Here is a 26,569-nt window from a genome sequence, read left to right on the forward strand (position 1 = left end):
ACGTCTGCGGGCTATGAGGCCGAGGCGTCGGCCGGCCGGATGAGAATGCGCTGGCCGACTGCCGCGGCCTGCTGCACGATCCTGTTGACGGAGGCGGCGTCCACGACTGTGCGGTCCACGGCGGTGCCGTCGATGTCGTCGAGGCGCATGATCTCGAAGCGCAAGGGCCTCTCCCTTCGTCTGATCCTCCTGATGGAGAACTACGGTGCTCCCGTTTCCATAACTCCACAACTGATGACTCGGGGAAAACATTCCCTACGCTAAGGAAATTTTTCGAGTGCCTAACCACTCAATGGTGAGGGGCGGCAGGAGCGCTTGTGCCCGTTCGGTTACGCCACCGACAATGGGACCCGGTATGAACGAGGCGAACGACGCAAATATCATCTCCCGCCTGGAGCGCACCAACGAGCTGCTCCAGCGCATGCTCGCGAAGACCCCGACCATGCACGCGATCTTCGTCGATGCCGGGTACGTCTACGCCGCGGCAGGCCGTCTCGTTGCCGGGACCGAGGACCGCAGGGCCTTCGATCTCGACGCGGAAGGGCTGATCGAGGCGTTCATCGACAAGGCCCGCACGATCTTCGCGGACAGCAGGCTGTTGAGGGTCTACTGGTACGACGGCGCCAGGCGTCGTATCCATACGCCCGAACAGCAGTCCATCGCCGAACTTCCGGACGTCAAGGTCAGGCTCGGCAACCTCAACGCGAACAACCAGCAGAAGGGCGTCGACTCCCTGATCCGCACGGATTTGGAGTCGCTCGCCCGGCACCGCGTCATCAGCGACGCCGCGCTCATCGGCGGCGACGAGGATCTCGTCCCGGCCGTCGAAGCCGCCCAGGGCTACGGTGCCCGGGTCCATCTGTGGGGCATAGAGGCGCTCGAAGGGCGGAACCAGGCCGAGCCGTTGCTCTGGGAGGCCGACAGTCAGCGCACGTTCGACCTCGAATTCTGCAAGCCGTACGTCACCCGACGGATCCCCGCCGTGCTGGAGGCCGACGGCGCGCCTCCGCCGTCCCGCGACGACGTGCACTTCGTCGGCGCGCAGATCGCCGCGACCTGGCTCGCCGAACGGGGCCGTGAAACCCTCGCCAAGCTGCTGCCCGGCCATCCCTATCTGCCGGGCGGGGTCGACCAGGATCTGCTGGTGGAGGCCGAACGGCTGCTCCATCACTCCCTGCGCGGCCACCCCGACCTGCGGAAATCGCTGCGGGACGGCTTCTGGGAGCACGTCCGGGCGTTGTGCTAGCCGTCCAGGGCGCCCTTGGCCCAGAACTCCACCAGTGCCGCGGTCAGCACCTCCGGGTGCGACACATTCGGCGAGTGCTCGGCGCCCTCGATCACCGTGTGGTGCGCGCCGGTCCCCAGGGCCATGGCACTCAGCTCCGCCGACGGCCAGACCGTCTCCAGGTCGCCGTACGCGATGTGCAGCGGCACGGGCAGCGCCGCGACCGCGGCCGTACGGTCCGGCTCACGGCGCAGACAGCGGCCCGTCGCACGTAGCTGCATGCTCTCCGTGCCCAGCCAGCGGCGCTCCAGGAACTCCAGGACGTCCGCCGGGTCGTTGCTCTCCGCGGCGGCGTCGCCCCTGCTGTCCAGCCACCTCATGGCCGCCCACACCCACTCCTTGCGCATCACCGGCAGCGCGGCGCGCAGCGCGAGCAGCCGCGCCCGCTGCGGAGCCGCGACCCGGCCGGGGCCCGAGGAGAGGAGGGTGAGTGTGCGGAAAGGGGACGGGTCGAGCCGTACGGCGGCGCGGGCCACCAGCCCGCCGAACGAATGCCCCAGCAGATGCACCGGCCCGTCGCCCAGTGCCGCCGCCTGCGCCAGCACGTCCTGCGCCAGCTCGCGCTGTGTGTACCCGGCACGGTGCCGTGGCCCGGGACTCTCGTACTGGCCGCGGCCGTCGACGGCGACGGCCCGGTAACCGGCCACGGCGAGCGGTTCCAGGAGCGCGAGGAAGTCCTCCTTGCTCCCGGTGTACCCCGGCACCAGCAGCACGGTCCCCAGCGCGGCGTCCTGCGGGCGCGCATCCAGCGCGGCGAACTCCTGCCGTGCGGTGCGCAGCCGGTACGCGCGTGTACCGGGCGGCAGCGCGAGGGCCCTGGGCTTGCTCATGCCACGAGCGTAACGGTCGCGCGGTTCGGCGTGCGGCCCGGCGCTGCCGCGCATCGTCCGGCAGGCCGGGGCATCCGACGCGTGTACGTACGCCGATGGCCCGGCTCCCTGGAGCGGGAGCCGGGCCATCGGGCCGTCAGCGGCGACCGGTCACGCGGTCTCGGGCACTGCTTCGGTGACCTTCTTGGCGCGGGTCCGGCGCGGCTTGGGCGCTGCCTCGGCCGTGTCCGCAGGGGCCTCCGCGACCTTCTTGGCCCGTGTGCGGCGCGGCTTGGCCTCGGTGACCTCGGCGACCTCGGCGGTGGCGACGGCGGTCTCGGCCGGCTTGGCCGTGGCGGCCTTGCGGGTGCGGCGGGGCTTGGCCTCGGTGGCCTCGGCGGTGGCGACGGCGGTCTCGGCCGCGGTTTCCGTGACCTTCTTGGCCCGTGTGCGGCGCGGCTTGGCCTCGGCCTCGGTGGCCTCGGTGGCTTCCGTGGTCTCGGCCGGCTTGGCCGTGGTGGCCTTGCGGGTGCGGCGGGGCTTGGCCTCGGTGGCCTCGGCGGTGTCCTCCGCTGCCTCCGCGACCTTCTTGGCCCGTGTGCGGCGCGGCTTGGCCTCGGCGACCTCGGCGACCTCAGCGGTGGCGACGGCGGTGTCGACCGCTGCCTCCGCGACCTTCTTGGCCCGTGTGCGGCGCGGCTTGGCCTCGGCGACCTCGGCGACCTCAGCGGTGGCGACGGCGGTGTCGACCGCTGCCTCCGCGACCTTCTCGGCCCGCGTGCGGCGCGGCTTGGCCTCGGCGACCGGAGCGGCCTCCGCGGCCCGAGCAGCCTCGGCCAGCCTGGCCGCGGCGGACTCCGGGGTCTGGAAGTCCGGCTCGGCGACCGCGGGCCTGGGCCTGACGACCCGCGCGCGGCGCGGCCTGACCGGCGCCTCGGCGGTGGCCGGGGCCTCCGCGGGAGCCTCGACCGGCGTCACCTTGCGGGTGCGGCGGCGCGGCTCGGCCTCGGCCTCCGCCGGGACCACCACGACGGCGGGCTCCGGCCGGACGGGGGCTTCGGCGACCGCGACCGCTGCGTCGGCCGGCCTGGCCGCTGCACGGCTGCGGCGGCGACGCGGCTTGGCCTCGACGGCCTCCGCCGTGTCGACGGCAGCCTCGGCCGGGGCCGCGGCGCTCTCGACCGGGGTCACCGCGGCGGCCGGCGCCTCGGACGACGCGCCCGCGCGGGTGCGGCGGCGACGGCGCAGGACACGCGGGCCGCTCTGCTCCGGGGACTCCTCCGCGGCCGGGGCGGCCGCCGGGGCGGCACCTTCGGCGAGCGGCGCACCACCGCGCGTACGACGGCGCTCGCGCGGGGTACGGGTGCGGGCGGGGCGCTCCTCCGTGCGCGTACGGGCACCTCGGCCACCGCGGCCGCCGGTCTCGCCGAGGTCCTCGATCTCCTCGGCGTCCAGGCCGGCCCGGGTGCGCTCGGTGCGGGGCAGGATGCCCTTCGTGCCGGCCGGGATGTTCAGCTCCTCGAACAGGTGCGGGGAGCTGGAGTACGTCTCGACCGGGTCGTTGAAGTCCAGCTCCAGCGCCTTGTTGATCAGCTGCCAGCGCGGGATGTCGTCCCAGTCGACGAGCGTGATGGCGGTGCCGGAGTTGCCCGCGCGGCCGGTCCGGCCGATGCGGTGCAGATAGGTCTTCTCGTCCTCGGGCGACTGGTAGTTGATGACGTGGGTCACACCCTCGACGTCGATGCCGCGGGCGGCGACGTCGGTGCAGACGAGCACGTCCACCTTGCCGTTGCGGAAGGCGCGCAGCGCCTGCTCGCGCGCGCCCTGGCCGAGGTCGCCGTGCACCGCGCCGGAGGCGAAGCCACGGCGCTGCAGCTGCTCGGCGATGTCGGCGGCGGTCCGCTTCGTACGGCAGAAGATCATCGCGAGGCCGCGGCCCTCCGCCTGCAGGATGCGGGCGACCATCTCCGGCTTGTCCATGGAGTGGGCGCGGTAGACGTGCTGCGCGATGTTGGCGTGGGTCGCGCCCTCGTCGTCCGGCGAGGTGGCGCGGATGTGCGTGGGCCGCGACATGTAGCGCCGGGCGAGGCCGATGACCGCGCCGGGCATGGTCGCCGAGAACAGCATGGTCTGCCGCTTCGCCGGCAGCAGCTCCATGATCTTCTCGACGTCGGGCAGGAAGCCCAGGTCGAGCATCTCGTCGGCCTCGTCGAGGACGAGCGCCTTGACATGCGACAGGTCGAGCTTCTTCTGGCCGGCCAGGTCGAGCAGCCGCCCGGGCGTGCCGACGACGACGTCGACGCCCTTCTGCAGGGCCTCGACCTGCGGCTCGTACGCACGGCCGCCGTAGATCGCGAGGACGCGGACGTTACGGACCTTGCCGGCGGTCAGCAGGTCGTTCGTGACCTGGGTGCACAGCTCGCGCGTGGGGACGACGACCAGGGCCTGCGGGGTGTCGGTCAGCTGCTCGGGCCGGGCCCGGCCCGCCTCGACGTCCGCGGGGACGGTGACGCGCTCCAGCAGCGGAAGACCGAAGCCGAGGGTCTTGCCCGTGCCGGTCTTCGCCTGACCGATGACATCGGTGCCGGAGAGCGCGACGGGAAGGGTCATCTCCTGGATGGGGAAGGGGTTGATGATGCCGACGGCTTCCAGGGCCTCGGCGGTCTCGGGAAGGATCCCGAGGTCTCGGAACGTAGTCAGAGCACTGCCTCTTCTGTGATCGCGGTGCGAGGCGAACGCTGGGGTCTCACCACGCCGGACTGCATCCGGCCGCGGAGGGGCGGGCGGGGTGGCGCGGGACCACTGCCGTCGCTCGAGCGCTCGTACCGCTGAGGGCCCCTCATCTGCGGTACGAGCTGTCTCGTGCCGCGTGGAGGGCGGTCGGGTCGGAGCCGATCGGGCCACCGACCGGGCATCCTCATTCAGGTGCCCGTCGAATACTCGGCGGGCAGCCGTACCACCATACCGTGGAATCGCGCATGTGTGTGTGGCGCATTTCGCAAGGAGCCTGTGAGGGAAGTGGCTGGCCAGAGCCTTCCCCGGGGCGGCGGGCGGGCTATTGTGCGCTTCATGGAGACGCCTGACAACGCCACTGCTGCCGAATCTCTCACCGGAATCGCCGCCCAGGACTGGGCCACGGCTTCCGCCGAACCCCAGTACCGCGCGGCAGTCGTGGACCTGCTCGGTGCGCTCGCCTACGGCGAGCTGGCGGCCTTCGAGCGGCTCGCCGAGGACGCGAAGCTGGCGCCGACGCTGGCCGACAAGGCGGAGCTGGCCGCGATGGCCTCGGCGGAGTTCCACCACTTCGAGCGGCTGCGGGACCGGCTCGCGGCGATCGACGTCGAGCCGACCGAGGCGATGCAGCCGTTCGCGGCCGCGCTGGACGGGTTCCACCGGCAGACCGCGCCGTCCGACTGGCTGGAGGGCCTGGTCAAGGCGTATGTCGGCGACTCGATCGCCAGCGACTTCTACCGTGAGGTCGCCGTCCGCCTGGACGCGGACACCCAGGCCCTGGTGCTGGCGGTGCTCGACGACACGGGGCACGGCAACTTCGCCGTGGAGAAGGTGCGCGCGGCGATCGAGGAGGACCCGCGGGTCGGGGGCCGGCTCGCGCTGTGGGCGCGGCGCCTGATGGGCGAGGCGCTGTCGCAGGCGCAGCGGGTGGTCGCGGAGCGCGACGCGCTCTCCACGATGCTGGTGGGCGGCGTGGCGGACGGGTTCGACCTGGCGGAGGTCGGGCGGATGTTCTCGAGGATCACGGAGGCGCACACCAAGCGCATGGCCGCGCTGGGGCTGGCCGCGTAGGCCCGGCTACGCGCGGGCTGGTTGCCGCGCTCCGTTGTGGCGGCCGGTGTGGGGCGTCGCCACCGGGGCCCGTCCGGCGTTCGAGGACGGACACACCGGTAGCCCGGACGGAGAGCGTTGCCGCGCACGGGGCTGGGGCACCCCGGTGCGCGGAGCCCCAGTGCTACGCCGGTGATCGGCGGAGGCGGCCCGTGGGGCGGATCAGGAGGGAGAGCGACACCAACCCGATCAGCACCGCGCCCACCGGCGTGGCCACTCCATGGCCCGGGCCCAGCGCCGAGTGCATGAGGAACGCGCCGAAGAGCGCGCCGAGTGTGCCGGTGGCGAGGACCGCGCGGCGCGCCGGGAGCCGGTGGGGCAGCCGTGTCGTCGCAGTCCAGGCGAGGGCGAGACCGAGCAGTGCGGAACCGAGCGCTTCCAAGATCACCGAGTCTCACCTCACGGTCGGTTCTGCCAGGCCGGACACGTTGTAGCCGTCCTACCCGAAGCGCGCGGAACGCAACCCTCCCCCGTCGGGGGACACGCGAACGGCCCGGCGGTCAGGTGACCGCCGGGCCGTTCGCGTTCGCTCGTGTCACACCGTGCCGAAGCCCACCCGGCGGGCCGCCGACTCGCCGATCTCCACGTACGCGATGCGGTCGGCCGGAACCAGGATCCTGCGGCCCTTGTCATCCGTGAGGCTGAGCAGCTGAGTCTTGCCGCCCAGCGCGTCGGCCACGGCGCGCTCGACATCCTCGGCGGACTGCCCGCTCTCCAGAACGATCTCCCGGGGCGCGTGCTGCACGCCGATCTTGACCTCCACGGCTATGTCCCTCCGAACGGTCCGTGCGATGCGCGATCTTCGCGCCGTACGCAACACACATTAGCCCGGAAGGGGCTCAGTGCTGTTCGGCGCCGTGCAGCGGGAAACCGGCGATCCCGCGCCAGGCCAGCGAGGTCAGCAGCTGAACCGCCTTGTCGCGCGGGATGCCGGACCCGCTGGAGAGCCAGTAGCGGGCGACCACCTGGGAGACCCCGCCGAGGCCCACGGCCAGCAGCATGGACTCGTCCTGGGACAGCCCGGTGTCCTCGGCGATGACGTCGGAGATCGCCTCGGCGCACTGGAGCGAGACCCGCTCGACGCGCTCGCGCACCGCCGGCTCGTTCGTCAGGTCGGACTCGAAGACCAGCCGGAACGCGCCGCCCTCGTCCTGGACGTACGCGAAGTACGCGTCCATCGTCGCGGCGACCCGCAGCTTGTTGTCGGTCGTCGAGGCGAGCGCCGTACGCACCGCCTGGAGCAGGGCCTCGCAGTGCTGGTCGAGCAGCGCCAGGTAGAGCTCGAGTTTGCCCGGAAAGTGCTGGTAGAGAACCGGCTTGCTGACGCCGGCGCGTTCCGCGATGTCGTCCATCGCCGCGGAGTGGTATCCCTGTGCGACAAAGACTTCCTGAGCTGCGCCCAGCAGTTGGTTGCGACGGGCTCGGCGTGGCAGGCGCGTGCCCCGCGGGCGTGCCGCCTCTGTCTGCTCGATGGCTGTCACGCCGCCTCCCTGGTTGATCCGTTTGCGCTGTGCGCCGCGCCCGACATCGTACGTTTGGGTAACCGTGTCATGCGCCGTGCGGACGCAGAATTTCACGGACCGGACGTCGGCGGTAGCTGGAAATTAAACGGTAAACCGACAAAGTGGGCAGGTCAGCGGTAGTCGTCCTCGTCGAGGGCGACCACACGGATCTGCTCGACGGCGTCGGCTGGGTTCGCGGTGGCCGGATCGACGGTGGTCAGAGGCTCGTCCTGTTCCGGACGGAGTTCGGTGTGCTGCTCCGCCGCGTCGGCCTCGGGGATCTCCTCTTCGAGTCCGGCCCGATCCTCCTCGTCGAAGGTCTCCGGGTCGGTGGGGTCCACTGACATGTTGTGCCTCTTTCCCGGGTGAGAGCCCCTCTACGTACGAGCGTAGGCAGAGACACCTTCCCACCGCCATGTGGTGTGTGACCGCGAACACACGGGCAGCTGTGTGATCACCTCGTAACATTGCCCGCATGTCTTCGACCGAGCTGCCGGAATCCCTGGCCACGGCCGCCATGGCTCCGCCGACGGGCGCCGAAAGGGTTGGTGAGGGGGAGGAAATGCGCACCGTCGTGCTCCCCGGGCTGACGCTGAACATGCGCTTCCGGCGTGCCGAGAGCGACGGACTGCCACCCGCGCTCTTCGTGCACGGGCTGGGCGGCTCCTCGATGAACTGGTCGGACCTGATGTCGCGGCTCGAGGACATCGTGCACGGCGAGGCGGTCGATCTGCCCGGCTTCGGCGACTCCCCGCCGCCGGACGACGGAGACTACTCGGTCACGGGCCACGCGCGGGCCGTCATCCGGCTGCTCGACGCGAGCGGCCGTAGCCCGGCGCACCTCTTCGGCAACTCGCTCGGGGGGGCCGTCGCCACCCGCGTCGCGGCTGTGCGCCCCGATCTGGTGCGCACGCTCACGCTCGTCTCGCCGGCCTTGCCGGAGCTGCGGCCGCAGCGCGGGGCCTGGCCGACCGCGGCGCTGGCGCTGCCAGGAGTCGCGTCGTTCTTCTCCAAGGTCACCGGGGACTGGACGCCCGAGCAGCATGTGCGTGGTGTGCTGGCGCTGTGTTACGGCGATCCGGGGCGGGTCACCGAGGCAGGATTCCGCGATGCCGTCCGGGAGATGGAACGGCGGCTGAAGCTGCCGTACTTCTGGGACGCGATGGTACGTTCGTCGCGGGGCCTCGTGAACGCGTACACGCTGGGCGGTCAGCACGGTCTGTGGCGGCAGGCGGAGCGGGTGCTCGCGCCGACGCTGCTGGTGTACGGGGGACGGGATCAACTGGTCTCGTACCGGATGGCGCGCAAGGCCGCGGCGGCGTTCAGGGATTCGCGGCTGCTGACGCTGCCCGACTCCGGGCACGTGTCGATGATGGAGTACCCGGAGGTCGTCGCCCAGGCGTTCCGGGAGTTCCTCGACGAGCGCGACGGGAGCTGATCGGCGCGTGGGACGCCACAGCCGCCCGAAGGGCCCCGGTAGCAAACTCAGCGCCGCCGTACCCGATCAGAACACCGGCAAGGGCCGGCGCCGCAGAGCGGACGGCGCGGACACCGGCGCCGTGCCGCGGGTCCAGCACCAGCGCCAGGAACACGTCCCGCCGGTGCGCGGCGGTCACCCCGAGCAGCGCGAACCGGATGACGCTGCCGGGGCGCAGCCCCGTCGGGCTGGGGTGGTGGACGGGCGACGGGCGGGAGTCTGGGGCGAGCCGGCGCGGTACGGCGACTGGCACGGCATCCCGCGCGGTGCACGGCCGCAGCCGTACCCGGAGCCGCCCACCGAGGTGCGGATACCGTCACCGCGGCGCGAGTACCTGGAAGCCTTCGAGGAGCCGGGTGCACCGGCACCTTCCGAAGCCGGTGCCCTCGCACCCTCCGATGCCGCCGCCCCGGGTGCCGGCGAAAACCGGCCGCCTGCCGGGAAGGGGTCCGCGGGGCGTACCCTCGCCGGGGTCACGGCTGCCGTGGTCACCACCGTCCTCGCCGTCGTCGTGGTCGGCCAGGTCACCGACGCCGACCGGAGCGACCTCGCCGGCAAGGCCGCGGAAGGGGTGGACCGGCAGATCGGGAACGCTTCCACGTCCCGGTCCGACGGCCGGCCCACGCCGCTGTCGGGTGAGACCGCGATCGTCCCGCTCACCTTCGAGCAGCGGATGGCCCGCCCGTACCCGATCGACCCGAAGCTGCGCGGCTCCGGCGACTTCGAGGTGGTGCCCGGCACCGACAAGGCACCGGGCAAGGGCCGCGAGTACTACCGCTACCGCGTCGACATCGAGAAGGGGCTCGGCCTCGACGGCGCGCTGTTCGCCCAGGCGGTGCAGCGCACCCTGAACGACGACCGCAGTTGGGCGCACCACGGGGCCATGACCTTCGAGCGGATCTCCTCGGGCAAGCCGGACTTCGTCATCACCCTGGCGAGCCCCGGCACCACCGGGACCTGGTGTGCCAAGTCGGGGCTGGACACCACCGTGGACAACGTGTCCTGCGACTCCGCGTCGACCGAGCGCGTCATGATCAACGCCTATCGCTGGGCCCAGGGATCCGCGACCTACGGCTCCGCGCGGATGTTCGCGTACCGGGAAATGCTGATCAACCATGAGGTCGGGCACCGGCTCGGGCACGACCACGAGAGCTGCCGCACGCCCGGAGCCCTGGCCCCGGTGATGCAGCAGCAGACCAAGTCTCTGGAGATCGACGGGATCAAGTGCCGCCCCAACCCCTGGGTGTATCCCAAGGGTTGAGACGGTGTCTCAAATGCGCGTTGACATCCGGTAGGAATCCGATCTGCTTTCGCGGCATGCCGTACCGTCACACCGCCTTCGAACGCGCCGCCATTGAGCTGGCGCTGATCGGTGTGGCCGGGCACTGCGTCGCCGACATTCACTGTCGCTGACATCTGCCCGTAGCGCGTCGGCACATTCCCGCATTCCTTCTGACTGCTGTGCCTTTTCCGCCGCGCCCGGGCGTATGCGTCCGCAGGCGCGGCATGTCCTTTTTCCCTCTCGCAGCGCCTCTACGGCAAGGACGTCAAGACCGTCGTGATCAGCGACTGGACCGGCGTCGCGACGCTCCCTCCAGCTACCTCCCCCCAGCGGCAGCTGGGGGGAGGTAGCTGGAGGAGCCGCGAGCTTCCCGGCAAACCATTCCGGCCACAGCACTAGCGCGGCCGAACGTCACCGGTCCGTGAAAGTTACGACTGTTCACCCCTTCCGGTGGCGCGACGGACAACCGTCCGTCGCGCCACCGGTATATCCGCTTACCTTCTCCTCGCCGTCAGTCGCCGTGCCAACGGTGGCCGCCCACAAGGGAGATCGGGGGTGCGTATCGTGCGGATCGGACTGCTCACGGACGGTCGGTCCGGGCTCTGGTGCGACCGGCTCGTACGCGGGATCGCACAGCACGAGTTCGAGATCTACGCGCCCGGCCGGCCGGCGCCCTCCCGGGTGCGGCGGCGTCGCCCCGGGCGCGGTGAGCGCCGGGCCTTCACCGGGCACCTGTCGGAGCTGGCCGGCGCCCTCTGCGGCGAGGGCGGGGACTTCGCCGCCGGGCTGTACGGGCTCGCCGCCCTCGCCCGGGACCGCGGCCTCGGGCTGAGCACCGCGCTCCGCTCCGAGCTCGCCGTGCGCACACTGGAGGCCGCCTGCCGCACTCCCGGCGCACGCCGCGTCGCGCACGCCGCGCGCGTACCCGACCACCTGGTCCTCGCCGCGCTCCTGGAGCGCGCCCTGCGCCCGTTGTCGTACGGCTGGTACACGGAGGACGGCCTGGGTGCCGTGGACCTGTGCCATGCCGCTTCCGGCGGTACGACCGCGCTGCCGGGTCTGCTGGCCAAACACTTCTGCGGAGTGCCGCTGCTGGCCACCGAGTACGGCGTGCAGCTGCGCGCGCACTACCTCGCGGCGAGCAGTGCACCGCTGAGCGCGCCGGTACGCGCCCTGTACGCGGCCTTCCAGCGTCTGCTTGCCGCCGAGGTGTACCGGCAGGCCGCCCTGATCACCCCCGGCAACGCCCATGCCCGCCGCTGGCAGGAGCACTGCGGGGCCGACCCGGCCAAGCTGCGCACGGTCTACCCCGGCATGGAGGCCGATCGCTTCACCGGCGAGAGCGGTGGCGGCGACCCCAGCACGCTGGTCTGGGCGGGGCGCATCGAGCCGGCCAAGGACCTGGTCTCCCTGCTGCACGCCTTCGTCGCGGTGCGCGACGAGGAGCCGGAGGCCCGGCTGCGGATCGTCGTCGCGCCGGTGCGCGACCCTGAGGGTGCCGCGTATCTCGCCCACTGCGAGGCGCTGGCCGGGCGGCTCTTCCCGTGCGGCGCCGCCGTCTCCTTCGAGGAGGCGCCGGACCCGGCCGACGCCTACGCGTCTGGCTGCGTCGTCGTCCTGTCGAGCGTGGTGGAGGGCTTTCCGGTCGGCCTGGTCGAGTCCATGCTCTGCGGCCGGGCGACGGTCTCCACGGATGTCGGCGCGGTCGTCGAGGTCGTCGGCGGCACCGGCCTCGTGGTCCCGCCGCGCGATCCGCGCGCCCTCGCCGACGCCTGTCTGGCGCTGCTGCACGACCCGGAACGCCGGGAGCGGCTCGGGGCCGCCGCCCGTGCCCGTGCGCTGGAACTCTTCACCGTCGAACAGAGTCTGATGGCATTTCGCGGCATTTACCTGGAGATCGTCTCTCACTGTCCGGTGCGCCGTGAGGTCCTCGATGCCGACGGCGGACCGCTCCTCTTCGCCACCCCGCCGGAGGCCCGTGTCCCCGGCCCCATCAGGCCCGAGGGGGCCCTGCGATGACCGTGGACCCTGTCAAACCGCTGCTCCACCGGCACCGGACCCTGTGCGAACACGCCGTCGACCCACTGGAGATCGCGGCCGGCCTGGAGGCGCGCGGCGTCACCGACCGCTCGGCCGCACGCTTCCGCCACCGCGACGTCTTCTCACTGGCCGAGGAGCTGTACGCCCGTGTGCCCCGCGGCACGGACAGTCGGACCGACTCGAGCGGCTGGCCGCAGTCCGTCCGGCCTTCGGGGACGGATGCTCCGGCCGACCGGACGGGAGACGACGCCACCTGGGCCCTGTGGGTTCTCGCGCCCGGCCTGGCGGCGACGCTCGCCGTCGTCGCCGCCAGGACCGTGCCCGACGCACTGCGCTCCGGGGCGTACACGGCCGGCGCGGTGGTCGTCGCCGGGGCGCTGGTCCTCGCCGCGCGCCGCGGGCCACTGCGCGGGCCCCGTACGAGCTGGGCGGCCCGCCTGTGCACCGCATGGCTCGTGGTGCACGCCGTGCTCCGCGGCGACCCTGCCGTCGCCGTGGCCCTGGCCTGCGCCGTCGTGCCCGCCGCCTGGTGCGCCCACCTCTTCGCCGCCGGAACCCGCCGGCTGCTCGCCTCCAGCCGCGGACTGGAGGAGTTCGCGGCCCGCGCCCGGCCAGTGCTGCTCGCCATCGTCGGCCTGTACATCTGCGCGCTTCTCGCGGTGCTCACCGCCCTCCGGGTGCCGACGCTGCCCGTCGCCGCCCTCGGGGCACTGCTCTTCCTCGCCCGGCTGTTCGCCGTGCACGGCTTCACCCGCGTGGCCACGGCCGGGCTCGCTGCCGCCGTCCTCGCCGGGGCCGTGGTCCCCGAATGGGGCGTGGCGGCGGTCGCGGCAGTGCTGCTCACCCACGCCACCGTGACGCTCGCCAGGGCCTCCGCTCATGCCCCGGCAGTCATTCAGCAGAAGGAGAACCCGTCATGAAAGACCGGACCGAACCACGTCGGCACAGGAGGGCCGCACGATGAGAGTGCTGCTGATCGGTGCCAACGGATACCTCGGCCGCTTCGTCGCCGACCGGCTGCTCGCCGATCCGGCGGTGCAGCTCACCGCGCTGGGCCGCGGCGACGACGCGGATGTGCGCTTCGACCTCGCCAGCGGCAGCCCGGGCGCCCTGACCCGGTTCCTGGACGCCGTGCACCCGGGGGTCGTCATCAACTGCGCGGGCGCCACCCGCGGCGGCGCCCGTGACCTGATCCGGCACAACACCGTCGCCGTCGCCACCGTCTGCGAGGCGCTCCGCCGCAGCGGCTGCGGCGCGCGGCTGGTCCAGCTGGGCTGTGCCTCCGAGTACGGCCCGAGTCAGCCCGGCTCGTCCACCGCCGAGGACGCCGTTCCGCGTCCCGGCGGCCCGTACGGAGTGAGCAAGCTGGCCGCGACCGAGCTGGTCCTCGGCTCGGGCCTGGACGCCGTCGTGCTGCGGGTCTTCTCGCCGGTCGGTCCGGGCACCCCGGCGGGCGCCCCGCTGGGGCGGCTCGCGGAGGCCATGCGCCGTGCGATGCAGGCCGGCGACAACGAGCTCAAGCTCGGCGGCCTCGGCGTGCAGCGCGACTTCGTCGATGTACGGGATGTGGCGCGGGCCGTGCACGCGGCCTCGCTCTCGGCCGCGCAGGGCGTCGTCAACATCGGCAGCGGACGCGCGGTGCGGCTGCGGGACGCGGCGGCGGTGCTGGCGCGGGTCGCCGGTTTCGGCGGGGTGCTGCACGAGCTGGACACTCCGGGGACGCGTCACGGCGGCGTACCGGCCATCGGCACCCAGCGCACCGATGCGGTGATGGAGCACCTCACTGCTCCGTACCCCTATCCGGACGGCTGCGGCAGCTGGCAGCAGGCGGATGTACGCACCGCACGCGACCGGCTCGGCTGGCGTCCCCGGATAAACCTCGAGGAGTCCCTCGCCGACATCTGGATGGAGGCGGCGTGCCGTATCTGAAGGCATCCCAGGCATCGCCCACGTCCCCCGCCTCCGCGGTGCCGGGCTTCGGAGTCCCCGGCTACGCGCATCCGATGCTCGCCCCCGTCGAGTGGGCGGAGATTCTCCGCCCCGGGGCGCCCGTGCACTGGGCGGTGCTCGATGTGGCGAACGGCCCCGGCGACCGCCCCGACCCTTACTGCCTGGCGGCGGCAGCGCGGCTCGGCACCGCGGGCGTCCGGATCCTGGGCCATCTCGACATGGCGTACGGGGAGCGCGCCCCCGGCGAGCTGATCGCCGACGCGCGCCGCTTCGCCGACTGGTACCGGACCGGCGGCTTTCTGCTGGACCGCTGTCCCACGGACCGGGACGGGTTGCCGGGGATCCGGCGGATCACGGACGCCCTGAGGCAGCTCACGGCCGGCGCCGGGCATCTGGTCCTGGGCCATGGCACCCATCCCCACCCGGGATACGCCGGGACCGCCGATCAGCTGGTGACCTTCTCCGGGCCGTGGCGGGACTACCGCTGGTCGCAGGTGGCGGAGTGGACCGTCGAGCACCCGCCGGAGCGGTTCTGCCACTTCGTCCACGGCGTCCCGCGCAACCGTCTCGACGAGGCGCTGCGCATCGCGCGCTGGCAGGGCGCGGGCACGGTGTGGTTCACCGACCGTACGGACCGGGACGGACAGAGCAACCCCTTCGAGACATTGCCCGGTTACTGGGACGAAATCGTCTCGCGGGTCGGACCGGGTGTCTCGGAATGAGGAGTGGCGTGGCAGTGTTGCACGGGAAGCACACCCGTACTGTTTGACCGACCAACGGAGTCCCCGTGTCGCTGCCACCCCTGGTCGAGCCGGCTGCTGAGCTCACCGTAGACGAGGTCCGCAGGTACTCCCGCCACCTGATCATCCCTGATGTGGGGATGGACGGGCAGAAGCGGCTGAAGAACGCCAAGGTGCTCTGCGTGGGCGCGGGCGGCCTGGGTTCTCCCGCGCTGATGTACCTGGCCGCGGCGGGCGTCGGCACGCTCGGCATCGTGGAGTTCGACGAAGTCGACGAGTCGAACCTGCAGCGCCAGATCATCCACAGCCAGTCCGACATCGGCCGTTCCAAGGCCGAGTCCGCCCGTGACAGCGTCAAGGGCATCAACCCGTATGTGAACGTGGTCCTTCACGAGGAGCGGCTCGAGGCCGACAATGTGATGGACATTTTCAGCCAGTACGACCTGATCGTCGACGGCACGGACAACTTCGCGACCCGTTACCTGGTCAACGACGCGTGTGTGCTGCTGAACAAGCCGTACGTATGGGGCTCGATCTACCGCTTCGACGGCCAGGCCTCCGTCTTCTGGTCCGAGCACGGCCCCTGCTACCGCTGCCTCTACCCGGAGCCCCCGCCGCCGGGCATGGTCCCGTCCTGCGCCGAGGGCGGCGTGCTGGGCGTGCTGTGCGCGTCCATCGGCTCCATCCAGGTCAACGAGGCCATCAAGCTGCTCGCCGGCATCGGTGAGCCGCTGGTCGGCCGGCTGATGATCTACGACGCCCTGGAGATGCAGTACCGCCAGGTCAAGGTCCGCAAGGACCCGAACTGCGCGGTCTGCGGCGAGAACCCCACGGTCACCGAGCTCATCGACTACGAGGCCTTCTGCGGCGTCGTCTCCGAGGAGGCGCAAGCGGCCGCTGCGGGTTCAACGATTACTCCCAAGCAGCTCAAGGAGTGGATCGACGACGGCGAGAACATCGACATCATCGATGTCCGTGAGCCGAACGAGTTCGAGATCGTCTCGATCCCCGGCGCGCGGCTGATCCCGAAGAACGAGTTCCTGATGGGCACCGCCCTGCAGGACCTGCCGCAGGACAAGAAGATCGTCCTGCACTGCAAGACGGGTGTCCGCAGTGCGGAGGTCCTCGCCGTCCTGAAGTCCGCAGGCTTCGCGGACGCGGTGCACGTCGGCGGCGGCGTCATCGGCTGGGTCAATCAGATCGAGCCGTCGAAGCCGGTCTACTAGGAAGCCGGTCTACTGGACCGTACGCACGCAAGGGGCCGGCCCGGCAGTATCGATATGCGGCTACGCCGCGTGGGGCCGGCCCCTTCGCCGTGCGCGGGCCGTCACTTGCAGGTCGTTCCCTCGGCCGGGACCTTCCCGTTCAGCAGGTACGCGTCCACGGCGGTCTTCACGCACTTGTTGCCGCTGTTGTACGCGGCGTGCCCTTCGCCCTCGTAGGTCACCACCCTGCCGACGCCCTTGCCCAGCTCCTCGGCCAGCTTCAGGGCGCCCCCGTACGGCGTCGCCGGGTCGCCGGTGGTGCCCACGACCACGATGGGCGGCGCGCCCGGCGCGCTCACGTCCGGCGTGGTCCACTGGCCGGGCACCGGCCAGTGGGTGCAGGTCATCAAGGCCCAGCCGAGGTAGTCGCCGAATATCGGTGATGCCTCACGGAACCGGGGGAGCGCCGCCTTGGTCTGCTGCAGGCTGTAGCGCTGCTTGGAGTCCACACAGTTGATCGCGGCGTTGGCGGCCTGGAGATTGTTGTACATGCCGTTCTCGCTGCGGCCGTTCAGTGCGTCGGAGAGGGCGAGCAGCAGCGCTCCGTTGCCGCCCTCCGCCTCGTCGATGCCCTGCTCCAGCAGCGGCCAGAACTCCTTGGAGTACAGCGCCTGGGCGATGCCGTTGATGGCCTGGGTGGCGGTCAGCTGCCGGTCGCCGATGCCCGGGACCGGCTTCCGGTCGAGCTTCTTCAGCAGGGCGGCGATGCCCGCCTCGACCTCCTGGCGCGTACTGCCCCGAAGCAGGCACAGGTCGCCGCGGTTCACACAGTCCTGGGCGAAGTTGTCCATGGCCAGCTGGAAGCCCCGGGTCTGGCCCAGAGCGCTCTGCTCGGCGTCCTCGGTGGGGTCGACGGCTCCGTCGAGAACGGCCCGGCCGACCTTGTCGGGGAAGAGATGGGCGTAGACGCCGCCGAGTTCCGTGCCGTACGAGATGCCGAAGTAGTGCAGTTTGGCGTCGCCGAGGACCTGGCGCATCAGGTCCATGTCGCGGGCGGCATTGGCCGTGCCGACGTACGGCAGCAGCCCGTCGGAGTTCTTCTTGCAGGCGGCAGCGTAGTCCTTCAGATTGTCGGTGTACGTCTTCTCCTCGCGGGGGGTGTCCGGGATGGCGTTCTGCGCGTAGTACGCGTCGAGCTGCTTGTTGCTCTCGCACTGCACATCGTCGCTGTCGCCGACCCCGCGCGGGTCGAAGCTCACCAGGTCGTAACGGGACCGGAGACTCTCGTAGTCCTTCACGGCGGCCGGCAGCGTCGAGGTGCCGGACCCGCCGGGTCCGCCGAAGTTGAACAGCAGCGAGCCGATCCGCCGGCTCTGGTCCCGGGCCGGTGCCCGGATGAGGGCGAGTTCGATCGTCTCGCCGTTCGGCTTCGCGTAGTCACGCGGAACCTCCATGGTGGCGCACTGCCACTCGGTACCCCCGGGCAGCGGCGCGGGCGCGCTGCCGCCGCCCGCGGCCGGGGACGGAGGTGGGCACTTTTCCCAGTTCAGCTGCTGGGCGGCGAAGTTCCTGGTGCTCTCCTTCGCGGTCGTCCCGCCGCCGTTGCCCGAGCACGCGGCGAACGGCAGCAGTACGGCGACGGCGGTCAGAACCAGGACACGCCCGGCGGGCGATGTCTGCATGCCTCCAATCGTGCGCCGCACCGCCCGAATACGCCCGCGCGAGTGAGCCAAAAGAAGCCACCGTGGGAACACATCCGGCCCGTCCGGACAGAGCCTCCCGCCGGCACGACGCAGCCAACGGCTGGTCGAGCCCTCAGCCCGACTGGGAGCCACCCCGGCCCGTCCTGGGGGGCACCCCCAGCTGCACTGAGCGCGTCAAGACGCGGCGCGCCGGACTACAGCGCGCCGGACTACAGCGCGCCCTTGCGCGTGAGGTGGTTGAAGCACAGCCAACCCGGCAGCACCGGCAGCCAGAACGTCAGCAGCCGGTACAGCAGCACCGCCGAGGTCGCGATACCGCTGCTCAGGCCGGCGATGGTCAGCGCCGTGGTGAGCGCCACCTCGACCGCGCCGACACCGCCGGGCGTGGGCGCCGCGGACCCCAGCGCGTTCGCGGTGAGGAAGACGACCGCGACGCTGGCGTAACTGAGCGTGTTCTCGCCCCCGCCGAACGCACGGATCGACGCGTCCAGGCACATCACGAACGTGCCGGTCAGCAGCAGCATCCCGCCGATGCCGGTGATCAGCTTCTGCGGCCGCTGCAGTACGTCGAGCATCCGCGGAACGACGCCCGCGAACAGCGACCGCACCCGGGTGACCACGAACTTGCGCAGGATCGGGACCGCGGTCACCACCAGCACCAGCACCGCCGCCGTCAGCAGTCCGGCGATCACCGTGCGGGACGGTGTCAGCTCCGGTGTGCGTTCGGTGCCGGTCAGATAGCCGAAGACCAGTAGCAGCGTGATGTGCGCGGCGAGCCCGAACAGCTGGGAGGCGCCGACACTCGCCACAGCGAGCCCCGGCCGCACCCCGGCCCGCTGGAGGAAGCGGGTGTTGAGCGCCACACCGCCGACCGCAGCGGGCGCGACCAGCTTCACGAAGGAACCGGCCACCTGCGCCATGACCGTGCGCAGGAACGGCACCCTCTCCGGTACGAATCCCAGCAGGCTCATTGCCGCGGCCGGGTAGCTCAGTGCCGAGAACAGCAGGGCGGCCGCCACCCACCCCCACTGCGCGTTCGCGATGAGCTCGCCGAACTTGACGTGCGTGAGCGTCGACAGCAGGAAGTACGCGGCGAACGCGCCGGCCACGAAGGTCACCACGGTGCGCGGTTTGATCCGTTCCAGCTGCACGGGCGCGACCGGCGCCTGGGGCCGGATGAGCAGCACCTGGTGGCGGATCTGGGTGAGCAGATCCTCCTCTCGGGCTTCCTCGAGTGCCTCGTCGATGGCCTTCTTCTCGGCCTGCTTCTCGGCCCGTGCGGCCTTGCGGCCGCTCTCCGCGGCCTCACCCGCCGATGCTGCGGCCCTCGCCTCCCGTTCGGCGGCCGCGGCCTCGATGACCGCCTCGCGCTGCCGCTGGGCCTGCTCGCGGGCGAGCCTCCGCAGCGTCGCCCGGGTGGAACGACTCAGCGCGATCGGCTGGAGCAGCGGCAGACTGCCGGCCACCGCGTCCGGGCCGAGCACCTCGACCGCGGAGGTGACCGCGCGCTTGGCACCGACCCGCAGGCCGAGTGTGACCAGCATCTGCGCGACGTCCATGCGCAGCACCACATCGCCGGCGGCGATCTCGCCGCCCCGCATGTCGGTGAGGATCACATTGCCGGAACGATCCACCAGAATCGCGTCCCCGACGAGCCTGCGGTGCGCGATGCGCCGCGACTGGAGCGATTTCACCTGGAGCCAGGCGCTGTGCAGCAGCTCGTCGGTGATCTCGCCGTCGGGCAGCGAGTCCAGGGGCCGGCCGCCCACGTGCTCGTAGACGAGCATGACCGCGTCAGGACCGAGCTCGGAGGTGGCGATCAGTTTCGGGGCGTTGGCACCCGCGGCGATCGCGGCGTACGCGAGCAGCGCCTCCTGCTCCAGCGCCTGGCGCAGCGACTGCAGCGAGCTGCGGGTGCTGACGCCGCGCAGCGTCAGCCGACGCCACACCCGGTAGAAGAAGCCCTGCGCCTGCTGCTCGCGGTCCACGACGGTGACGTCGAGCGGCGGCCCGTCCTCCAGGGTGACCAGATATCGGCGGCCCCGGTCGCCGGTGTCGTGCGAGTCGGGGATGTCCTCGGCGCGCAGCGCGCTCACCGGGCGGAAGCCGACGTGCCGCAGTCCGGCGAGGAGGGTCTGGCCGGTGGGGCGTACGTTCGGGAAACCGACCGCGTAGAGCGTGCCGTAGGCGACGGTCCAGCCGATCAGCACGGTCAGGGCGATCGAGAAGGGCGTGGTGAGACCGCCGACGAGGACGGCGAAGGAGTTCAGGATCAGCACCGCCCACAGCGCCACCCGCCAGCGAGGTCTGCGGGCCATGCCGACGGCCGTCATATAGGCGATGACGGGGGCGAGGTAGCCGTGCACGGGGTCGGTGAGCCCGCCGGTCCCGGTGGGCTGGGTCAGCGCGTCCCTGATCGATCCGGGCGCGGCCTTGGCGACCCACAGATCTGTGGCGAGTGCCACTCCGTGTGCGAGCACGGCGGCCAGGACGCCGTCGGCGATCCGCAGCCCGTCGCGTTTGATCAGCCGCTCGATCGCGAAGGCGACCGGCAGGATCAGCACCGCGATGCTGGAGGCCAGACCCGCGAGCCTGATCAGTACGTCCGGGGCCTGTCCGGTCCCCTTGGTGATGTCCTGTTCCAGGCCGGACGTGGTGCCGTGCGCGAACGCGGCGATGGCCAGCACGATGGCTATCGCCAAGAGGCCGGTGGCCATCCGCACCAGGTCGGAGGGCCGGTGGACGCGAGCGGGCAGCAGCGGCTCGTCGCCGGAGAGTCGGTCGCCGCCGTCTCCGTCGACAAATTCCGGGCCGGGCCCGGACCCCGCCTCGCGTGAGGGCACGCGCTGCTCCTTCGTCGTCTCTGTACGGTCTTCGTGCTCTCGTATCACCAGTCACCGCCCGGATGATGGTTGCATGTCGAGCACGTGAACGGGGGCATCAGGGTGGATTCCAAGGATGCGCGGCATTGTCGGTGGTGTGCGGCAGGATGGACCGGATGAGCCGGAAGAGCGATGAGCCGCAGGACCTTCCCGAGTACGCGGAACGGGTGCTGGAGGTCGCGGAACTGATTCCCCCGGGCCGGGTGATGACGTACGGCGACGTCGCCGAATGGCTGGGGGAGGGAGGCCCGCGCCAGGTGGGCCGGGCCATGGCGTTGTACGGCGGTGCCGTGCCGTGGTGGCGTGTGGTGCGGGCCGACGGGACGCTGCTGCCCGGACACGAGCTGCGGGCCCTGGAGCACTACCGCGCCGAGAGCACCCCGCTGAAGGAGGCCTCGCGAGCGGCCGAGGGCCACCTGCCGCGCCTCGACATGAAGCGGGCGCGATGGGACGGCGCAGGCGCGGATGACGGTGCTCATACCTGAAAGCTTCCGCCATCCGCTGCCGCCGGACGCAACGGAACGCGTACGGTCGTCAGCGCGCGACCCTCGCATCACCATCAGCACGACCACCAGGACCAGCGATCCACGTGAGCTCCTTCTCCATCCAGTCGGTACGGCGCCGGACCCCCGGCCCGTACCGACTGGTGCGCACTCCGCCGGAGACCGTGGATCCCCCTGTCCTGGACGCACACCAGCGCGCCGTGGTTGACCACACCGGAGGGCCACTGCTCGTCCTCGCCGGACCCGGCACCGGCAAGACGACCACCCTGGTGGAGGCCGTCGCGGCGCAGGTCGCCCGGGGTACGCCCCCCGAGCGGATGCTCGTGCTCACCTTCAGCCGCAAGGCGGCGGTGGAGCTGCGCGACCGTATGGCCATACGGCTGGGGGGCCCGCACGGTCCCCAGGCCACCACCTTCCACTCCTTCTGTTACGCGCTGGTCCGCGCTCACCAGGACGGCGAGCTGTTCAGCGAACCCCTCCGGCTCCTCTCCGGCCCCGAACAGGACGTCGCCGTCCGTGATCTCCTCGCCGGCCAGATCGAACTGGAACGCGAGGGCCTGGCCCGTATCGAGTGGCCCGACGAACTGCGTGCCTGTCTGACCACCCGCGGCTTCGCGGACGAGGTGCGTGCCGTGCTCGCCCGCAGCCGGGAACTGGGCCTCGCCCCCGACGCGCTCGGCGCCTTCGCGGCCCGCACCGGCCGCCCCGACTGGGCCGCGGCGGCCTCCTTCCTCGCCGAGTACCTCGACGTCCTCGACATGCAGGGCGTCCTCGACTACGCCGAACTCGTCCACCGCGCGGTCCCGCTCGCCGAGCGCGTCCCCTTCGCGTACGACGCGGTCTTCGTCGACGAGTACCAGGACACCGACCCGGCCCAGGTCCGCCTCCTCCAGGCCCTGGCGGGCCGCGGCGGCACCCTGGTCGCCTTCGGCGACCCGGACCAGTCGATCTACGCCTTCCGCGGTGCCGACGTGAACGGCATCCTCGACTTCCCGGACCGCTTCCACCGGCCGGACGGCCGCCCGGCCCCCGTCGAGGTGCTCACCACCTCACGCCGTTCCGGAGCGGGGCTGCTGGCCGCCACCCGGCTGCTCACCCAGCGCATGCCCCTCACCCGCCTCCCCGCGGAAAAGGTCCGCGCCCACCGGGACCTCGCCGCGGTCCGGCCCGGCGGCAGGGTCGAGGTCCACACCTACCCGACCCCCGGCACCGAGCTCGACAACATCGCGGACGTCCTCCGCCGCGCCCATCTGGAAGACGGCGTGCCCTGGAACGAGATGGCCGTCCTGGTCCGCGCCGGCGGCCGTACGATCCCCTCCGTCCGCCGCGCCCTCACCTCGGCCGGTGTCCCGGTCGACGTCGCGGGCGACGACCTCCCCCTCCGCCACGAGCCGGCGGTGGCCCCGCTGCTCACCGCCCTCCGGGCGGTCGCCACGGCCGCGACCCGCCCGGCGGAGCCCACCCCCGCGGCACCCGGCCATGCCGGTCCGGCTGCGGCCGGGCCTGGTCCCGACGCCGGCCCGGAGCCGATGTCGCGCCGCGAAGCCGGCACCGGGGAGGCCGGGGGGCTTGCCCCGCAGTTTCGGGAAGAGGGGAAACCCCCTGCTCCCGCGGCCACCCCGGACCCGGCCGACGAGCCGGACCCCGTCGAGGCCGCCCCCTGGCTCGACACCGAGACCGCCCTCTCCCTTCTCGCCTCGCCCCTCGGCGGCATGGACGCCGCCGACCTGCGCCGGCTCGGGCGGGCACTCCGGGACGAGGAGCGGGCCGCGGGGACTCGCCTGCCCCCGCCCTCGGACGAGCTGCTCGCCCGTGCCCTCGCGGAACCCGAGCGGCTGGTCGCGCACGACCCGGCGTACGCCCGGGGCGCGCAGCACCTGGGCATGGTCCTGCGCAAGGCGCGCGAGCTCCTCGAAGGGGGCGGCACCGCCGAGGAGGCCCTGTGGCAGCTCTGGGACGGCACGCCCTGGCCCGCGCGACTGGAGCGTGCGGCGCTCCGGAGCGGCGCGGCCGGCCGCAACGCCGACCGCGACCTCGACGCCGTGTGCGCGCTCTTCGACACCGCCGCCCGCGCCGAGGAGCGCGTCGGCGGCCGAGGCGCGCTGAACTTCCTCGAGGAGCTGGACGCCCAGGACATCGCCGCGGACACGCTCAGCAAACGGGTCGTACGACAGGACGCCGTACGTCTCATGACGGCGCACCGCTCCAAGGGCCTCGAATGGCGTCTGGTCGTCGTCGCGGGCGTCCAGGAGGGTCTCTGGCCGGACCTGCGGCGCCGGGGCTCGCTCCTCGAGGCGGACCGTATCGGCCGCGACGGACTCGCCGAGCCGCTCAGCCCGGGCGCGCTGCTCGGCGAGGAGCGCCGCCTCTTCTACGTCGCCGCGACGCGCGCCCGCGACCGCCTGGTCGTCACCGCCGTGAAGGCACCGGCGGACGACGGTGACCAGCCCTCCCGCTTCCTCACGGAGCTGGGCGTCGAGCCGAAGGACGTCACGGGCCGCCCGCGACGCCCGCTCTCGACCGCCGCGCTCGTCGCCGAACTGCGCGCGACGACGGTCGACCCCGAGGCGTCCGAGGCGCTGCGCGACGCGGCGGCGCGCCGCCTGGCGCGGCTCGCGGCGCTCGCGGACGACGAGGGCCGGCCGCTCGTACCGGCCGCGCACCCGTACCGCTGGTGGGGTCTGTACGAGCCGACCCGCAGTGCCGCCCCGCTCCGGGACCGGGACGAGCCGGTCGCGCTGTCCGGCAGCGCGCTGGACCAGCTCGCCAATGCCTGCGCGTTGCAGTGGTTCCTGGGCCGCGAGGTGAAGGCGGACGCGCCGGCGACCGCCGCGCAGGGCTTCGGCAACGTCGTGCACGTACTGGCCGACGAGGTCGCCTCGGGCCGTACCCCGGCCGATCTCGCGGTCCTCATGGAGCGCCTGGACTCGGTGTGGGACGCGCTCGCCTTCGACGCGCCCTGGAAGTCGCGGCAGGAGAAGGAGAACGCCCGCGCCGCCCTGGAACGCCTCCTGCGCTGGCACGTCCTGGACCGCGCGGGCCGCACCCCGGCCGCCACCGAGCACGCCTTCGACGTGACGCTGGAGGCGGGCTCGTACGAGGTGCGCATCCGCGGCTCCATGGACCGCGTCGAGCAGGACGCGCACGGCCGGGCCTACGTCGTGGACTTCAAGACCGGCAAGGCGGCCCCCACCAGGGAGGAAGTGGCCGGTCACCCGCAGCTGGCCGTCTACCAGCTGGCGGTCCGCGAGGGCGCGGTGGACGAGGTCTTCGACGGCCGCCGCCCGGAGCCGGGCGGCGCGGAACTGGTCCATCTGCGCCAGGCGGCCGCGAAGAAGGACGGCGGCGACGCCCTCCCCAAGGTCCAGGCGCAGGAACCCCTGTCCGGCGAATGGGTCGGCGACCTGCTCGCCACGGCGGCCGGCCGGGTCCTGGACGAACGTTTCACCCCGTCCACGGGAGGCCACTGCGCCACCTGCTCCTTCCACGCGTCGTGCAGCGCGCGGCCGGAGGGCCGGCACGTCGTGGAGTGAGTGTGGCCGGAATCACGCTTCTCAGATACATCCTTTTGCTTGCCTCCGCGGTCGCGTAAGTGCGGTGTAAGCAAGTTCAAGGAGAGACACACGGTGACGAACCGTAAGTTCCTGGTCGCGGCGACTGTCTGCGCGACCGCGCTGGCCGGCCTGACCGGCTGCAGCAGTGACAAGGGCAAGGACGCGGCGGACGACAAGAAGCCGAGCGCGTCGCAGGAGTCCAAGGCACCGGCGGACCCGTTCGCGGGCATGACCGCGGACCAGATAGCCGACAAGGCGCTGGACACGACGAAGGCCGCCGACTCGCTCAAGGCGATGGGCATCGCCAGGTCGGACAAGAAGGAGCTGCAGTTCGACGTCTCCGTCAGCAAGCAGGGCGACTGCCAGGGCAAGCTGACCGACGCGGGCGCCACGGCCGACCTCGTCTCGGTCGACAAGGCCGTGTACATCAAGGGCGACAGCAAGTTCTGGGAGCAGACGGGCAAGGAGGACGGTTCCTCCCCGGAGGAGACCGCCGCCATGGTCGAGCTCCTCAAGGGCCGCTGGCTCAAGGTCCCCGCCGAGGACAACTCGGCGGAGGACGACCTGGGCGCGATCTGTGACACGGACACCCTGTTCGAGGAGGCCGACCAGGCCAAGACCGGCCTGACCAAGGGGCAGAATACCGAGGTCAACGGCCAGTCCGCGGTGACGCTGACCAAGAAGGACGGCGACGAGACCACCACCCTCCACGTGGCCACCGAGGGCGAGCCGTACCTTCTGAAGGTCACCGTCGAGGGCGGCAAGGATCCGGGCGAGGCGTCCTTCAGCGACTTCAACAAGCCGATCACCGTCACGGCCCCGCCGGCCGACCAGGTGATGGACCCGACGAAGCTGGGCTGACACCCACGCGCAGCGGGGGCCGTTGATTGTCGGCGGTCCCCGTCAACCTCTTCGAGGTGTCATCCTGCATCACCGATCCCGAGCAGCTCAAGGAGCTCCTCGGGATTCCGTTCACCCCGGAGCAGACGGCCTGTATCGCCGCGCCGCCCCGCAGGTCGGTGGCCGGAGCCGGGTCCGGGTCCGGGAAGACAACGGTTGTCAGGCGCCGGGCGCCGCGACAGCGAGTCCGACTCCCTCGGCGGCCTTGAGCAGTCGCTGGTCGTATGTGACGAATGTGAGTGGCTCTGCGCCGGGCTGCCCGGCCAGCAGTTGCGCGGTCGCCAGGTGAATCGCGTCGAGTGAGCGCAGGTGCGGGTCCTGATAGGCGGCGGCCGTGGAACGTACGGCCTGATCGATCTCCAGGCGGTACAGCCTGGTCAGCGCACCGGGCACGCCTGCCAGAGCCTGGGGGGCGGACCGCCGAAGGGCGCGCGGCACTTCCACCTCGACGAGCGCGGAGGAGACCAGCGCTTCGTCCGGCCGCTCATTGATCCAGACGGCCAGTTCGGCGCCGGCGTGCTCCCGACGGACCATCTTCACGACGGCCGCCGAGTCGAGATAGATCACCAGCGCTCCTCGTCACGCATTGCGGAGAGCTCCGCCGCCGAATCGATTGCGGGGTCGCCCAGCACGGGCGGCAGCACGACCGGGCCGCTCACGGTCGGTGCGACGGCCCGACCCTCGGCGACGAGGCGGTCGAGCAGGGACTGGGTGCTGGTGATGGGTACGAGCCGGGCCACGGCTGTTCCGCTCACGGTCACCTCCAAGGACTCGCCGCGCTGCACCCGGGCGAGCACGGCGCTGGTGTTCTGATTGAGCTCGCGTACAGGGATGCGGTCCATGCTCACAGCGTAGAACGCGGTGTTCTACGTCGGTAGCGGTCCTTCGCTCGAA

At 71.9% G+C, this 26,569-nt stretch carries 23 protein-coding genes and 2 pseudogenes; 14 read left to right on the plus strand and 11 right to left on the minus strand.

The annotated features are described in order from the left end of the window. Positions 1-11: 11 nt before the first annotated feature. Positions 12-164 carry a hypothetical protein gene (locus ABD858_RS21190; RefSeq protein WP_345039935.1) on the minus strand — a complete coding sequence of 51 codons (153 nt, stop codon included), beginning with the start codon at positions 162-164 and terminating at the stop codon, positions 12-14. A gap of 191 nt (positions 165-355) precedes the next feature. On the opposite strand from ABD858_RS21190, the gene ABD858_RS21195 reads away from it, so the two are divergent. Then, on the plus strand, positions 356-1,246 hold the full coding sequence (locus ABD858_RS21195) for an NYN domain-containing protein (protein WP_345039938.1): 891 nt from the start codon (positions 356-358) through the stop codon (positions 1,244-1,246). Here ABD858_RS21195 and ABD858_RS21200 read toward each other — a convergent pair. Beyond that, the gene (locus tag ABD858_RS21200) at positions 1,243-2,115 is read right to left on the minus strand and encodes an alpha/beta fold hydrolase (protein WP_345039941.1); all 873 of its coding nucleotides are present in this window, start codon (positions 2,113-2,115) and stop codon (positions 1,243-1,245) included. The genes ABD858_RS21195 and ABD858_RS21200 overlap by 4 nt on opposite strands. A 150-nt stretch (positions 2,116-2,265) precedes the next feature. Further along, positions 2,266-4,704 (minus strand): DEAD/DEAH box helicase, encoded by a 2,439-nt coding sequence (locus ABD858_RS21205; RefSeq protein ID WP_345039943.1) that lies wholly within the window; start codon positions 4,702-4,704, stop codon positions 2,266-2,268. 459 nt (positions 4,705-5,163) lie between these two features. Between ABD858_RS21205 and ABD858_RS21210 the strand changes: the two genes are divergently transcribed. After that, entirely contained in the window at positions 5,164-5,898 is a 735-nt protein-coding gene (locus tag ABD858_RS21210; RefSeq protein WP_345039946.1) for a ferritin-like fold-containing protein, read from the plus strand. A gap of 163 nt (positions 5,899-6,061) precedes the next feature. Here the strand turns inward: ABD858_RS21210 and ABD858_RS21215 are convergent, their stop codons facing one another. The 4 genes from ABD858_RS21215 to ABD858_RS21230 form a co-directional block, all read right to left on the minus strand. Continuing rightward, positions 6,062-6,325 carry a hypothetical protein gene (locus tag ABD858_RS21215; protein ID WP_345039948.1) on the minus strand — a complete coding sequence of 88 codons (264 nt, stop codon included), beginning with the start codon at positions 6,323-6,325 and terminating at the stop codon, positions 6,062-6,064. A gap of 147 nt (positions 6,326-6,472) precedes the next feature. Continuing rightward, the gene (locus ABD858_RS21220; RefSeq protein ID WP_345039950.1) at positions 6,473-6,700 is read right to left on the minus strand and encodes a DUF3107 domain-containing protein; all 228 of its coding nucleotides are present in this window, start codon (positions 6,698-6,700) and stop codon (positions 6,473-6,475) included. A 76-nt stretch (positions 6,701-6,776) separates the two neighbouring features. After that, complete coding sequence (locus ABD858_RS21225) at positions 6,777-7,418, minus strand: TetR/AcrR family transcriptional regulator (RefSeq protein ID WP_345039953.1); 642 nt, start codon at positions 7,416-7,418, stop codon at positions 6,777-6,779. 152 nt (positions 7,419-7,570) lie between these two features. Further along, positions 7,571-7,786, minus strand: a complete 216-nt coding sequence (locus ABD858_RS21230; protein WP_345039955.1) for a hypothetical protein — start codon at positions 7,784-7,786, stop codon at positions 7,571-7,573. A gap of 128 nt (positions 7,787-7,914) precedes the next feature. On the opposite strand from ABD858_RS21230, the gene ABD858_RS21235 reads away from it, so the two are divergent. The 8 genes from ABD858_RS21235 to moeZ all read left to right on the plus strand — a co-directional run bounded on the left by ABD858_RS21235 (position 7,915) and on the right by moeZ (position 16,154). Next, the gene (locus ABD858_RS21235; protein WP_345039957.1) at positions 7,915-8,877 is read left to right on the plus strand and encodes an alpha/beta fold hydrolase; all 963 of its coding nucleotides are present in this window, start codon (positions 7,915-7,917) and stop codon (positions 8,875-8,877) included. Between the two features lie 7 nt (positions 8,878-8,884). Beyond that, on the plus strand, positions 8,885-10,177 hold the full coding sequence (locus ABD858_RS21240; protein ID WP_345039959.1) for a DUF3152 domain-containing protein: 1,293 nt from the start codon (positions 8,885-8,887) through the stop codon (positions 10,175-10,177). A 56-nt stretch (positions 10,178-10,233) separates the two neighbouring features. Further along, positions 10,234-10,329, plus strand: coding sequence for an Ms4533A family Cys-rich leader peptide (locus ABD858_RS21245; protein ID WP_345039962.1), 96 nt, complete (start codon positions 10,234-10,236; stop codon positions 10,327-10,329). Positions 10,330-10,762: 433 nt separating this feature from the next. Further along, positions 10,763-12,217 (plus strand): glycosyltransferase, encoded by a 1,455-nt coding sequence (locus ABD858_RS21250; protein ID WP_345044745.1) that lies wholly within the window; start codon positions 10,763-10,765, stop codon positions 12,215-12,217. After that, a complete protein-coding gene (locus tag ABD858_RS21255; protein WP_345039964.1) occupies positions 12,214-13,158 on the plus strand; it encodes a hypothetical protein in 945 nt (314 codons plus the stop codon). The genes ABD858_RS21250 and ABD858_RS21255 overlap by 4 nt, the downstream gene beginning before the upstream one ends. A gap of 40 nt (positions 13,159-13,198) precedes the next feature. Then, complete coding sequence (locus ABD858_RS21260) at positions 13,199-14,167, plus strand: NAD-dependent epimerase/dehydratase family protein (RefSeq protein ID WP_345039966.1); 969 nt, start codon at positions 13,199-13,201, stop codon at positions 14,165-14,167. Continuing rightward, complete coding sequence (locus ABD858_RS21265; protein ID WP_345039968.1) at positions 14,155-14,910, plus strand: spherulation-specific family 4 protein; 756 nt, start codon at positions 14,155-14,157, stop codon at positions 14,908-14,910. Before ABD858_RS21260 ends, ABD858_RS21265 begins: the two co-directional genes overlap by 13 nt. Positions 14,911-14,975: 65 nt before the next feature. Then, entirely contained in the window at positions 14,976-16,154 is a 1,179-nt protein-coding gene (moeZ, locus tag ABD858_RS21270) for an adenylyltransferase/sulfurtransferase MoeZ (protein WP_345039969.1), read from the plus strand. A 101-nt stretch (positions 16,155-16,255) separates the two neighbouring features. Here moeZ and ABD858_RS21275 read toward each other — a convergent pair whose 3' ends face one another. Beyond that, positions 16,256-17,815, minus strand: coding sequence for an alpha/beta hydrolase (locus tag ABD858_RS21275; RefSeq protein ID WP_345039972.1), 1,560 nt, complete (start codon positions 17,813-17,815; stop codon positions 16,256-16,258). A 230-nt stretch (positions 17,816-18,045) separates the two neighbouring features. Next, positions 18,046-20,613, minus strand: a pseudogene (locus ABD858_RS21280) (lysylphosphatidylglycerol synthase transmembrane domain-containing protein); the annotation flags it as partial. 212 nt (positions 20,614-20,825) lie between these two features. On the opposite strand from ABD858_RS21280, the gene ABD858_RS21285 reads away from it, so the two are divergent. The 4 genes and pseudogenes from ABD858_RS21285 to ABD858_RS36860 all read left to right on the plus strand — a co-directional run. Then, complete coding sequence (locus tag ABD858_RS21285) at positions 20,826-21,203, plus strand: MGMT family protein (RefSeq protein WP_425586234.1); 378 nt, start codon at positions 20,826-20,828, stop codon at positions 21,201-21,203. 104 nt (positions 21,204-21,307) lie between these two features. After that, positions 21,308-24,754, plus strand: a complete 3,447-nt coding sequence (locus ABD858_RS21290; protein WP_345039979.1) for an ATP-dependent helicase — start codon at positions 21,308-21,310, stop codon at positions 24,752-24,754. Between the two features lie 93 nt (positions 24,755-24,847). Further along, positions 24,848-25,636, plus strand: coding sequence for a hypothetical protein (locus tag ABD858_RS21295; protein ID WP_345039981.1), 789 nt, complete (start codon positions 24,848-24,850; stop codon positions 25,634-25,636). Positions 25,637-25,662: 26 nt separating this feature from the next. Then, positions 25,663-25,845 (plus strand): annotated as a pseudogene (locus ABD858_RS36860) (hypothetical protein); the annotation flags it as partial. Here the strand turns inward: ABD858_RS36860 and ABD858_RS21300 are convergent. Both ABD858_RS21300 and ABD858_RS21305 read right to left on the minus strand, forming a co-directional pair. After that, positions 25,835-26,242, minus strand: coding sequence for a type II toxin-antitoxin system VapC family toxin (locus ABD858_RS21300; protein WP_345039984.1), 408 nt, complete (start codon positions 26,240-26,242; stop codon positions 25,835-25,837). The pseudogene ABD858_RS36860 and the gene ABD858_RS21300 sit on opposite strands and share 11 nt — an antisense overlap. After that, complete coding sequence (locus ABD858_RS21305; protein ID WP_345039987.1) at positions 26,239-26,517, minus strand: type II toxin-antitoxin system Phd/YefM family antitoxin; 279 nt, start codon at positions 26,515-26,517, stop codon at positions 26,239-26,241. The genes ABD858_RS21300 and ABD858_RS21305 overlap by 4 nt, the downstream gene beginning before the upstream one ends. Positions 26,518-26,569: the final 52 nt, after the last annotated feature.

It is taken from the genome of Streptomyces sannanensis, assembly GCF_039536205.1.
GTDB lineage: Bacteria > Actinomycetota > Actinomycetes > Streptomycetales > Streptomycetaceae > Streptomyces > Streptomyces sannanensis.